The following is an 11,960-nucleotide window of genomic DNA, read 5'->3' as shown; positions in this document are numbered from 1 at the left end:
ACGCCGGTGAGCGTGGCTTGCTCGACCACATTCGTCACCGTGATGGCGACGGCCTTTGCCGTGCTGTCCAGCGTCCCGTCATTGGCCGTGACCGTGATGTTGTAGACGTTGTCCCCGCCCGCATCGGTGGGGATCTCGAAGTTCGGCGACGCCTTGAAGCTCACCGCGCCCGTGGTGCTGATGTCGAACCGGTTGGCATCCGCGCCACCCAGCGACCAGGTGAGCGGGTCGCTCTCCGCGTCCGTGGCGGTTGCCTGGTACACCGTGCCGATGGCGTTCTCGGCGAAGGATGCGGTGGTGCCGGATGTGATGGCGGGCGCATTGTTCTGACCCTCCGCCTCCGCCGTGACACTCACGGTGATGGAGGCACCAGCGGGCGTGTTCCGCCACGCCAGCAGCGTGCCATTGCTTCCGCCCGCCACGAGGTCGAGCTGGCCGTCGCCGTCCAAATCCACGAAGCTCGGCGTGCTGTAGGAGCTGTAGGATCCGACGCCGGTGCCGTTGAAGGGATTGGCGTTGCCGGTCAGCGCGGTATAGCCACTGCCGGTGTTGCGCCACGCCAGGAAGGTGCCGCCGCTCACGCCCGAGACGAGGTCGAGATCGCCGTCGCCATCCAGATCCACGAAGGCCGGCGTGCTGGCGTATCCAACGTCGATGCCATCGAAGGGATTGTCGCCGCTGGTCAGTGCCGTGAAGCTTGGCGCAGCGCTGGTCCCGGTGTTCTCCCAGGCCAGTAGCGTGCCATAGTATTCGCCCGAGACGAGGTCGAGGTCGCCGTCGCCGTCCAGATCCACGACGGCCGGCGTGCTGCGGCTTCCCACGTCCATACCGTCGAAGGGATTGCTGGTGCCGGTCAGCGCCGTGAAGCTCGGCGCCTGGCTGGTCCCGGCATTCTCCCAAGCCAGCAGATTGCCGTAGTAGTTGCCCGAGACGAGGTCGAGATCGCCGTCGCCATCGAGATCCACGAAGACCAGCGCGCTGCGGTAGCTGTCTACATAAAGCCCATCGAAGGGATTGTCGGTGCCAGTCAGCTCCGTGAAGCTCGGCGCTGCGCTGGTCCCGATGTTCTCCCAGGCCAGCAGATAGCCATCGTAATTGCCCGAAACGAGGTCGAGATCGCCGTCGCTGTCCAGATCGACGAAGGCTGGCGAGCTGTACGATCCGACGTCGATGCCATTGAAGGGATTGCTGCTCCCGGGCAGGGCCGTGAAAGGCTCGGTCCCGGGCAGTCCGAGATGAACGCCCGCGCTATCGGTGACGTCGATCTTGAGGCTGCGCGTGGCGGTGGGTGTGTCGCTGACATTGGCATAGGTCAGGTGCTGGATCAGCGCCTGCACCGCGGGGGCCGTCGCCGCTTGGTTGAACACCACGGTGAAGGTGCCGCCGCTGCCGCCCGTCGCGGCGCCGATGGCCGTGCCGCCGAAGCTGATGATGCCGCTGGCAAAGCCGATCTGCCCAGCCGCGTCGCCCTGATGCAGGACCGAGATGCGGTCCTCCGCCAACAGGCCCGAGACCGTCAGCCCGCCACCGCCCAAGCTGCTGTCGGGCGCGGACAAGGTGACCGAGGCGTCGAGCAACTGCGGCGTGGCGTTCACCGTATTCTCGGCGAAGGTCACGCCGGAACTGACGCCGCCCAAGGTCGGGCGTTCCAGCACATTGGTGACGGTGATGGCGACCTCGGCGCTGCCGCTGTCAAAGCCATCCGCGGCAATGACACTGATGTCGTAGATGTTGTCGGCACCAGCGTCCTGCGGGGCCTCGTAATCCGGCGTGGCGAGGAAGCTGACTTCGCCGGTTGCGCTATTGATGCTGAACAGGGCCGCATCCTGGCCGCCGAGCGTCCAGCTGACCGGGTTTCTGTCAACGTCCCAGGCCGATGCCCAGTATACGGTGCCGGTGAAGTTCTCGGCGAGGTATGCGGAGTCGCCGGAGTTGACGCTCGGAGGGGTGTTCACCGTCACGGTGACGGGAGCGCCTGGAGGTGGGGCGGTATTCCGCCACGCCCGCAGCTCGCCTTCGAATCCGCCCGTGACGAGGTCAGGTCGGCCGTCGCCATTCAGATCCCCAAAGGCCGGCCTCCTTGCCGACCCTATCTCGATGGGCGTCCCAATCTCGCTGCCGATGCCAGTGAAGGGATTGGCGCTGCCCGTCATGGCCGTGAAGTTCGGCGTAGCGCTGGTGCCGGTGTTCCGCCACGCCAGCAGCGCACCATCGTATTCGCCCGAGACGAGATCGAGTAGGCCGTCGCCATCCAGATCCACGAAGGCCGGCGCGCTTAAGGTTCCGACGTCGATGCCATCGAAGGGGTTGGCTGTACCGGTCAGCGCCGTGAAGACTGGCGCAGTGCTGGTGCCGGTGTTCCGCCACGCCAGCAATGTGCCATCTTGATGGCCCAGGACGAGGTCGAGCAAGCCGTCCCCGCTCAGGTCCGTAAAGGCCGGCCCGCTGGCAAAGGACACATCAATGCCATTGAAGGGATTGGCGCTGCCGGTCAGGGCGGTGAAGCTCGGCGCAGCGCTGGTGCCGGCGTTTCGCCATGCCAGCAACGTTCCAACCCGGTTGCCCGCGACGAGGTCGAGCAGGCCGTCGCCGTCCAGATCCACGAAGGTCGGCGCGCTGACGTATCCGACGTCGATGCCATAGAAGGGATTGGCTGCGCCGGTCAGCGCCGTGAAGCTCGGTGCAGCGCTGCTCCCTGTGTTCTGCCAGGCCCGCAGAGTGCCATCGTATCGCCCCGAGACGAGGTCAAGGTCGCCGTCGCCGTCCAGGTCCACGAGGCTTGGCGCGCTTGAGAGACTTCCACGGCCTTGGTAGGGATTGAGGCTGCCGACCGGATCATTGCTCCCGGTCAGCGGGGTAAAGACCGGCCTCTGTGGCACGGCCAAGACATGATCGCCTGCGCTGTCGGTGACGTCGATCGTCAGGCTGCGCTTGGCGGTGGGCGTGCTGCTGACATTGGCGTAGGTCAGGTGCTCGATCAGCGCCTCGACGGCGGCGGCCGTCACTGCGGCGCTAAACACAACGGTGAAGGCGGCGCCGCTGCCGCCTGATGCAGTGCCGATGGCCGTGCCGCCATAGCTGACGGTGCCGCCGGCAAAGCCGATCTGCCCAGCCGCGTCGCCTTCATGCTGGACCGAGATGCGGTCCTCCGCCAACAGGCCCGAGACCGTCAGCCCGCCCCCGACGAAGCTGCTGTTGGGCGCCGTCAAGGCCACCGATGCGTCCAGCAACTGCGGCGTGGTGCTCAGCCCGTTCCGGGCGAAGGACACATCGAAGACGAAGTCGGTCATCGTCGCCTGGGTCGTCAAGTTCGGCACTCCGCCAAATATCAGTTGGTCATAGCAGACTGGTTAGATTATTTTGGCGCGGTTCGGGATTTTATTTAAAACATCACAACAGTCTTCTATACTAGCATAATAATATACATTAAATTTATTTTCATCAATTAATCGCATCTTCGATTAATTCGTGCATATTTGTGTTCTTTTGTCTTTGTATCGCCTCCTTGCGCCCAGCACCGGGCAGCAGACTTTAACATCGCGGCCCGCCGCGGGATTCCGCCAGCCCGCCAAACGAGAGACACAGGCATGACCACGAACGAAGCCGCCGAACCTGCCCCGCCCGGCCAGACCCTGATCGCCTCCCCGGGACTGGCCGGATGGCTGGCGGAGAACCGCGCCAGCCTCGCGCTGACGACCTATCAGGCCGGCCGGCTGATCTTCCTCGGGCTGCGCCCCGACGGCACGCTGCGTGCCCATGAACGACTCCTGGAGCAGTGCCAGGGTCTGTGGACCGATGGCGACACGCTCTGGGCCAGCGGCAAGGCCATGCTCTGGCGCTTCCGCAACGACGTGCCACCCGGCATGGCCACTGCCCACGGCGCCGACCGCCGCTTCATCCCGCGCGAGGCTCGCGTCACCGGCCGCCTCGACATCCACGACATCGGCATCGGGCAGATGGCCGGTATGGCCGCGCCCGGGCCGATCTTCGTCAACACCGCCTTCAGCTGCCTCGCCACCCTCAGCGATACGGCGAGCTTCCGCCCGCTCTGGCGGCCGCCCTTCATCAGCGCCCTGGCCCCCGAGGATCGTTGCCACCTGAACGGCCTTGCCATGGACGGAACCCGGCCTGCCTACGTCACAGCGATCAGCCGCAGCGATGTCGCCGATGGCTGGCGCGAACGCCGTGTCGATGGCGGCGTGGTGCTGGACGTCACCAGCGGCGAGGTTGTGGCGTCGGGCCTGTCCATGCCGCACTCGCCACGCCTGCATGGGGGCCGGCTGTGGGTGCTGAATTCGGGCCGGGGCGAATTGGGTGTTGTCGATCCCGGCGATGGGCGCTTCACGCCGGTGGCCTTCTGCCCGGGCTATGCGCGCGGCATGGCCTTCGTCGGCCGCTGGGTGGTGGTCGGGCTGTCCCGGCCGCGCCGCAACCACACCTTCGAAGGACTGCCGCTGGAGGGCCTGCTGCAAGCCAAGGACTCGGCGGCACGCTGCGGCCTGCTGGTGGTGGACACCATCACCGGTGAGACAGCCCATTGGCTGCGCTTCGAGCACACCATCGACGAATTGTACGACGTGGCCGCCTTGCCCGGCGTGCGCCAGGCCGAGGCGATCGGCTTCATCGGGACGGACATCGAGCGCGCCATCAGCGTGGAGAAGGCCGCCCAGGCCTGAACCAGGGGTGCCGGGCCTGGGCATGCCATGCCCAGGCGGCTATCCGTCAGTGATCGCGGTGTGGCGCCAACGCGGAGCTTGCGCGGCCCGCTCTGTTCACGTGGCCGCAAGCGGCCAGGGAGTGTCGGAATTTCCGTGTGCGACCGGTCCGTTCAACGACACGGTCAGGCCATGGCTCGCGCGAAGCGCTGGCCAAAGAGCACGGCGAACTGGGCCTTCGCCATGGCCCAGTATCGTCAGGCGGCGATCCTCGCGCGCCAGGGCATCAACCTGGACCGCTCGACGCTGTGCGATTGGGTTGCCAAGTCCTGCTGGTGGCTGCGGCCGCTGCACGGGCTTATCCTTGACCACATCGCCGGCAACGCCAGGGTCGTCGCGGACGACACGCCGCTGCCGACCCTCGAGCGAGGTCTGGGACGGACCATGGACGGCCGGCTCGAACTGGATACCAACATTGCGGAGCGGGAAATCCGCCCGGTGGCCGTGACCAGGAAGGCTGCGCTCTTCGCGGGCAGCGAGGGCGGCGAAGACAATCGGGCGATCGCCACCACGCTGATCCGCACCGCCATCCTGAACGGCATCAACCCGCAGGCCACAATCGCCGTGATGCGCAGGCGACGGTTACGGATCGTCCCCGCGCGCGGGCCGACCGCCTGACCCGCAGGTGACACGAGCCACCCGCCAGGACCGCCCCACGCCCCGCGACCCCGCGCTCCTCGTCCCGGCACTGGCGCAGCACGCCGTGCATCATCATCCGACGGGCCGCTGCGCGACCTCCATCCACGCCGCGATCACCCGCAAGGCCGCCTGACAGGGTGGCTTCGCCGTTCATCCGCGCCCCGCCTGGCCAGGCGTTCCGGGGCGACGATCGCTGCCGCACGAACCCCTCCCCAGGCCGCCTCGATCCCCGTTCTGCTGCGGCGCCTCGCCCATTCCGGGTCAGTTCAGAGCGGGACACTAAACTCCTCAAAAGTGCGCCGGGTGGCTGGCGGGTCGTGCGGTATTTCATCGCTCGGATCGCCTGATCAAACCGGTGCCGCGCGGCTTGGCCGGGCGCTGTGGTGAGCAGGCGCCCGTTCGACGCCGGCTCGAGGCTCATCGGCACAAGGTCGCCGCTCCGACCCAACCGCGCCAACGGCTTCGCACGATCCGTTTGTCGATCTCGATCGCCAGTCATCAATCCCGATACGTGAATGGGAGAATTCCACCGTGCATGTCGGGTCGCACATTCACCCCGCTGTCGACGGGGTGAATGAATCCCGTTCCTCGAAGCAGCCCGTATTCCTCATCATCGACCCATCGCTGAAGGATTTTGCCGGCCACCACTTCTCCTACGACGAAGCGGTGGCACGCGGGGCGACCGAGGCCGGTTACCGCGCGGTGACACTGGCGAACCGCGATGCCACCGACGCGGTCGCGGACAGGCTGGCGACGCAGCGCTGCTTCCGCCGCGACATGTGGAGCAGCCACCCCATGGCGAGCCATGTGCCGGCCAGGTTCCGCGCGGCGTTCGATATCGCCATGACGAACCGGGAATTCCTGATCGACTTGCGAGCCGGGCTCAGCCACGTCGCCGCGCCGGCCGGATCGGTACTGTTCGCGCCCATGATCTTTCGCAATCAGCTGAACGCGTTCGCGGATTTCGTCGCCAGCCAGGAGGCAGGCGGGACGCTGGAAGTGATACTGCTGCTTCGCTACCAGCCGGCCTGGTATGACAACGCGCTTTCCGCTCGTGCCTTCCGCAAGCTCGAACAAGCAGCAGCCACGGGCCGACGCGTCAGGCTTGCTTCGGACAGTGCCCGCCTCTCGGCCGAACTCGGTGCGCTCACCACCCTGCCCATCGAGGTGATGCCGATTCCTCATACGGTCAGCGGGCATGAAGCCCGTCCATCGCGCCCAGCGGACGCACCACTCCGCCTTGTGAGTCTTGGCAATGCGCGGGACGAGAAAGGCTTCTGCGAAATCCTTTCAGCCATCCGCCTGCTCGACGCCGCAGGCGAAATGGACGGCATGGAATTCCGGCTTCAGGCGCATGACGCCGCGCCAGATGTGCAGGCGGCCATCGACAGTTTCGTTCCCGTGTGCCCGCCGCTGGTGACGCTGCTGCGCAATGCGCTCTCGCCCGAGGATTACACACAGACGCTGCTGGATGCCGATGTGGTCCTGGTGCCGTACTGGCGCGGCATCTATCGCGCCCGCACCTCCGGCGTTTGCCTGGAGAGCATGGCGGCGGGCAAGATCGTCGTTGCGACCTCCGGCACATGGATGAGCGAGGAGCTGTCGCAATACGGCGGCGGCGTCCTGATCGACGATCACAGCCCCGTCGCGATTGTGGAAGCGATCCGTCGAATCCGACGGGACCGCGCGCTGCTGGCAACGAAGGCCGAGGCCGGGCGCCGCTGTGTGATCGGACGACACAATCCAGCGGCGCTCATCGCCCAGATCCAAAGCGGCCCGGATCATGCGGGCGGGGCGGGACGCGCAGCGCGCCGCGTCGCCGTCTTCTATCCCTGGGGAAATTTCCTGGAACGCCAGTCTGGCGCTTCCCTGCGCTGCAACCTGCTGGTGGAGAAACTGGCAGAGCGCGCGGAGGTTCGCGTCGTCCAGGATGGAAGCTGGGCGCTGCAGCGCCCCGGTCTTTCGCAGCTGTGCAGGATGGCGATGGCGATGCCCTTCGTCATGCTGCGCCGGCTGCTGGGCTCGGCAAGCGATTCACGGCCACGCCCGCACTCGCTCCCCCAGTTGCCGCTGCGACGCCCCCGGGTTGGCGTGGAAGCCGTGAGGCCCCGCATTCGCCAACACGTGGTGCGCCGGCTGTTGCGCCTGGTCACGCCGCGGGCCGATGGCCAGGAAAGCATGCTTTGGTTCTTTGTCGATCGCAGGCTCGATCCGCATTTCAAGTCCCATGCCGCGGATGTGGTTCGGTGGGCGGATGTTGTCATCGTCGAGTATCCTTTCTGGGCATCAATCATCGCGCCGATCTGCCGGACGGAGGGCAAGCCCCTCATCGTCTCGAGCCATGACGTGCTTTCGCAGCAGGCTAGCGGCAGCCGGATGCTGGACAAGCTGACTGCGCGGCTTGAGGTCGCGGGCATGCGCAGCGGCGACTTTGCCGTCACAGTCTCGGAATCCGACCGCGCATGGTATGCCGCGCGCGGCGTCCCAAGCATCGTTGTTCCGAATCCGATCGATCATGATCGGCTTTCCGAAACCTTCGGACCCGATCCTCGCACGCTGCTGAGGGACCTCTACGCCCTTGAGCTTCCGCCAGGCCCGTTCTGCCTGTTTGTCGGCAGTCGCTACCGGCCGAACAGCGTCGCGGTGGAGCGTCTGCGCGGCATCGCCAATGACTGCCCGGATACGGGTTTCGTGGTGGTGGGTGACTGTGCCCCGGTCGGCCGAAGCGGCAATGTCACGGCATTGGGGCGAGTGGACGAAGCAGCGCTGGCAGTGCTGTACCAGTCGGCGGCCCTGGTGGTGATACCACTGGCCACCGGCACTGGCAGTTCCGTCAAGACAATCGAAGCCATGAGCGCGGGCAAGATGGTGCTGGGTACCGCCGTTGCGTTCCGCGGCTTGGACCCGTTGCCGGCCGCCTGCATCCTGCAGGAGGATGACCTCGCTCGCTGGCCTGCGCTGATCGCCGAAGTGCTGGCCGACCCGCAGCGGCGGCTGGCAGGTGAGAAGGCCGCGCGGCAGGCTGCGCGCCGCTACGATTATCGCCAGATTTTTGAGCCCTACGTCGCGCTGCTCGGATTGCAACACACGCCGGCGCAGTCCGACATCCGGAAAGAGCGGCATGTCATGATGCGCGAATTGCTCTCGATCGCGTTCCAGCGCGGCCGTCACGACATTGCTGCGACACTGCTGGAGAACGGCGTCGAGTCCATTGCCGATCTCCTGGAAGGCCTGGCCCCGGTGACGCTCAACGCGGCGCTGGATGCCGTGCCCCTGGGTCAGGCGCTGACCCTGGCCGATGCGGTGATCGCCGCCGGGGACCCGCCTGACGAGAGCGCGCTCGCCAGGGTGGTGTTGCGCGCGCATGAGTCAGGCCAGCGGGATTTGGCGGAGGCCCTTCTCGCCCGTCTGGAGGCACTCTCCAGCGAAAGCCCGGAACAGGCGCGGCGCAGCGCGCTTGAGGCAGCGCTGCAGCACCGCCACTTCGACACGGCGCGCGAATTGCTGCGTGCATGAGCCGCGGACTCTCGGGGAGCCTGGCCCTGAGGGCCGACGAGACCTGGGATGCGCCCGCGACCCGCTGTGACGGATGGGATCGCGGCACGCCCCGGCCGGGCGAAACGCACCGGCACCCCCCCTGAGACCCCGCCGGATTGGTTGTCTCTGTCAACGATCACGGCTAGCCTTCCCGAAAGGCCGCGGCCACCCCGCGGCATCGAGGGGGAACCGGTCCGTGCAGGGCTATGACTACATCGTCATCGGCGGCGGCTCCGCCGGCTGCGTCATCACCCAGCGCCTGGTGGCTGCCGGCAAGGGCGTGCTGCTGCTGGAAGCGGGCAAGCCGGACAACCACCCCTTCATCCACATCCCCGGCACCTTCGTCCGCGTCATCGGGTCCCACCGCACCTGGATGTACCGGTCGGAGGATGAGCCGGGGCTGAAGGGAAGGCCGATGCATGTGCCGCAGGGCCGCACGCTCGGCGGCGGGTCCTCCGTTAATGCCATGATCTACATCCGCGGCCAGCACGAGGATTACGACCACTGGGCCGAGCAGGGTGCGGAGGGCTGGGGGTGGGAGGATGTGCTGCCGGTGTTCCGGCGCGCGGAGGCGAACCAGCGCCTGGCCGGCCCCTGGCACGGGACGGAGGGGATGCTCCGCGTCTCCGACACCAGGCATCGCCATCCCCTGAGCTACGCCTTCATCCGCGCGGCCCAGGAAGCGGGCGTGCCCTACACCGATGACTTCAACGGGGCCAGGCAGGAAGGGGCCGGCTTCTTCCAGACGACGACGATGGAAGGGCGGCGCGGCAGCACGGCGGCCACCTACCTCGCCAGCGTGCGGGGCCGGCCGAATTTGACGATCCGCACGGAAGCGACGATCGAGGCGATCACGGTCGAGAACGGGGCCGCTACCGGCGTGCGCTTCCGTACCCCCGATGGCGGCACGCACCAGGCCGCGGCGCGGGAGGAAGTGATCCTCTGCGCCGGGGGGATCGGGTCGCCCAAGGTGCTGCAGTTGTCAGGCATCGGGCCGGCGGCGCATCTGGCGGAGCACGGCATCGATCTGCGGCGGGACCTGCCGGGGGTGGGGGAGAACTACCAGGACCACATCTCCGCCCCCGTCTATGGCCAGACGCGGGAAGCCGTGAGCCTGCTGGGGCATGATCGCGGCTGGCGGTCCATCCGGCACGGGCTGGAATACATCCTGACCCGGTCCGGGCTGCTGTCATCCAACATCGTGGAGGCCGGGGCCTTCGTGGATACCGGCGGCGCCGGGCGGCCCGATGTGCAGATCCACCTGACGCCGACGCTGGTGGGGGATGTGCACCGCCCCGCGCCGCCCGGCCACGGCATCACCATCAACCCCTGCATCCTGCGGCCGACATCGCGCGGCACGGTGCGGCTGCGCAGCGCCTCGGTGCAGGACCCCGTGGTGCTGCGGACAAATGCGCTGGGGACGGAGGAGGACATCGCCACGCTGGTGCGCGGCGTGAAGCTGTCGCGGCGCATCCTGCGGGCGCCCTCGCTTGCCCGGATCATCGAGCGGGAGATCCTGCCCTCCGCCGCCGAGGACGTATCGGATGACGTGCTGGCGGACCATGCGCGGACGGTGGCCAAGACCGTCTTCCACCCCGTCGGCACCTGCCGCATGGGGCGCGACGGGATGGCGGTGGTGGACCCGCAGCTGCGGGTCCATGGCGTGCCGCGGCTGCGGGTGGCCGATGCCTCCGTCATGCCGACGCTGGTCAGCGGCAACACCAACGCGGCCGCGGTGATGATCGGCGAGCGCTGCGCCGATTTCCTCCTCAGGGTCGGGGCTTGAAGAGAGGGGGCCGGCGCCCCCTCCCCCACCCTATTCGACGACGAGGCCCAGCCGGGCGACCAGGTCGCGTTCCTTCTGCGCCTCCCCGCGGATGAAGGCGGTGTAGTCGGCAGTGTTCATGTAGCCCATGGGCAGGTCGTAGCGGCGCATGATCTCCAGATGCGCCGGGTCCATCAGCGCCTTGTGGAAGGCGTCGTGCAGCACGCGGACGATGCCGGGGTCCATGCCCTTGGGGCCCGAGACGCCGAAGGGCGCGGTGAAGGCCATGTTCATGCCGAGCTCCTTCAGCGTCGGCGCCGCCGGGAAGCGGGGGGACCGTTCCTCCGTCCAGACATTCAGCAGGCGGAAATCACCGCTTTCCACACCCGGCGCCCAGCCGGAACCGTCGCCGACGCAATCGATCTGCCCGGCATGCAGCGCGGTCAGCGCATCCGCGATGCCGCGGAAAGGCACGTGCTGCAACTTCATGCCCGCGCTGTCGAAGACGATGTGGGAGAAGACGTGGCCATCCGACCCCACGCCGGAACTGCCATGCGTCAGGCGGTCCGGATTGGCGCGGGCATGGGCGGCGAAGCTGGCCCAGTCCCGCCAGGGGCTGCTGGCCTTCACCACCATGCCGAACATGTAGCCGGACAGGCGGATGATGTAGGTGATGTCGTTGACGGGGTCGTAGGACAGGCTGCGCCGCATGAAGGGCTGGCGGATCGTGCCCATGTGGGATTGCGACAGCGTGTAGCCATCGGGCCTCGCCTGGGTGGAGGCCAGGAACTGCGCGCCCAGCACGCCACCGGCGCCGCCGCGGTTCTCCACCACCACATTCTGGCCGAGTTCGCGCGTGGCCGCCGTGGCCAGCACGCGGAAGACCACGTCGGTCGTGCCCCCCGGCGCCCAGGGCACGATCAGGCGGATGGTGCGGTTGGGGAAGCCGGCCTGGGCCAGCGCGGGGCTGGCCAGCGGCGTGGCAAGGGCTGCCCCGGCGCCCAGAAGGGCGATGCGGCGGGTGACGGTCATGGGCGTTTCCTCCGGGCTCATCGGCCCCATTGGGGCGATGGTCGGGCGGAATGGTTGTAGATGTCAACCATCTGTGGCGGCGCCAGAAACAGCAATGCGGCACGCCGCGTGCCGGCTGGAAACCGCCAGCCCCATCCTCTCGGCATTTGTCGCGGCGGGTTCGCCGAAGGTGACAGGCGGGATCGACGACCTGCCGACGGGGCGCGTCGCGATGCTGTGAGGCACCAGCCGGGAACCCGGCGCCGATACCACGCCGCAACGCTTCGTTGCCA

The 11,960-nt window shown here is 67.5% G+C and carries 8 protein-coding genes; 6 read left to right on the top strand and 2 right to left on the bottom strand.

Annotated elements, in window-relative coordinates:
• Window positions 1–3,290: FG-GAP-like repeat-containing protein (locus tag ACTIE5_RS14965; protein WP_439550500.1), on the bottom strand; the 3,290-nt coding region annotated here is incomplete at its 3' end.
• 297 nt (window positions 3,291–3,587) lie between these two features.
• Here ACTIE5_RS14965 and ACTIE5_RS14960 point away from each other — a divergent pair.
• The 5 genes from ACTIE5_RS14960 to ACTIE5_RS14940 all read left to right on the top strand — a co-directional run bounded on the left by ACTIE5_RS14960 (window position 3,588) and on the right by ACTIE5_RS14940 (window position 10,677).
• A complete protein-coding gene (locus ACTIE5_RS14960) occupies window positions 3,588–4,676 on the top strand; it encodes a TIGR03032 family protein (RefSeq protein ID WP_439550499.1) in 1,089 nt (362 codons plus the stop codon).
• 171 nt (window positions 4,677–4,847) lie between these two features.
• Window positions 4,848–5,333, top strand: coding sequence for an IS66 family transposase (locus tag ACTIE5_RS14955; protein WP_439550498.1), 486 nt, complete (start codon window positions 4,848–4,850; stop codon window positions 5,331–5,333).
• Between the two features lie 7 nt (window positions 5,334–5,340).
• Window positions 5,341–5,487 carry a hypothetical protein gene (locus ACTIE5_RS14950; protein WP_439550497.1) on the top strand — a complete coding sequence of 49 codons (147 nt, stop codon included), beginning with the start codon at window positions 5,341–5,343 and terminating at the stop codon, window positions 5,485–5,487.
• A 398-nt stretch (window positions 5,488–5,885) separates the two neighbouring features.
• Window positions 5,886–8,870 carry a glycosyltransferase gene (locus ACTIE5_RS14945; protein WP_439550496.1) on the top strand — a complete coding sequence of 995 codons (2,985 nt, stop codon included), beginning with the start codon at window positions 5,886–5,888 and terminating at the stop codon, window positions 8,868–8,870.
• A gap of 217 nt (window positions 8,871–9,087) precedes the next feature.
• Complete coding sequence (locus ACTIE5_RS14940) at window positions 9,088–10,677, top strand: GMC family oxidoreductase (RefSeq protein WP_439550495.1); 1,590 nt, start codon at window positions 9,088–9,090, stop codon at window positions 10,675–10,677.
• 30 nt (window positions 10,678–10,707) lie between these two features.
• On the opposite strand, the gene ACTIE5_RS14935 is transcribed toward ACTIE5_RS14940, so the two are convergent.
• Window positions 10,708–11,688: a tripartite tricarboxylate transporter substrate binding protein gene (locus tag ACTIE5_RS14935; protein ID WP_439550494.1), complete on the bottom strand. Its 981-nt coding sequence runs from the start codon at window positions 11,686–11,688 to the stop codon at window positions 10,708–10,710.
• Between the two features lie 94 nt (window positions 11,689–11,782).
• Here ACTIE5_RS14935 and ACTIE5_RS14930 point away from each other — a divergent pair, with 94 nt between their 5' ends.
• Entirely contained in the window at window positions 11,783–11,908 is a 126-nt protein-coding gene (locus ACTIE5_RS14930; protein WP_439550493.1) for a hypothetical protein, read from the top strand.
• Window positions 11,909–11,960: the final 52 nt, after the last annotated feature.

The sequence above is a fragment of the Falsiroseomonas sp. genome (assembly GCF_051859025.1).
Lineage (GTDB): Bacteria > Pseudomonadota > Alphaproteobacteria > Acetobacterales > Acetobacteraceae > Falsiroseomonas.
Note: the sequence above shows the minus strand (reverse complement) of the source record. Positions and strands in the feature narration are given on the sequence as shown.

Bases quoted from the DNA above. Each gene is read 5' to 3' on its own strand.
- ACTIE5_RS14955 (WP_439550498.1), top strand. From the start codon at position 4,848: ATGGCTCGCGCGAAGCGCTGGCCAAAGAGCACGGCGAACTGGGCCTTC.
- ACTIE5_RS14935 (WP_439550494.1), bottom strand. From the start codon at position 11,688: ATGACCGTCACCCGCCGCATCGCCCTTCTGGGCGCCGGGGCAGCCCTT.
- ACTIE5_RS14960 (WP_439550499.1), top strand. From the start codon at position 3,588: ATGACCACGAACGAAGCCGCCGAACCTGCCCCGCCCGGCCAGACCCTG.
- ACTIE5_RS14930 (WP_439550493.1), top strand. From the start codon at position 11,783: ATGCGGCACGCCGCGTGCCGGCTGGAAACCGCCAGCCCCATCCTCTCG.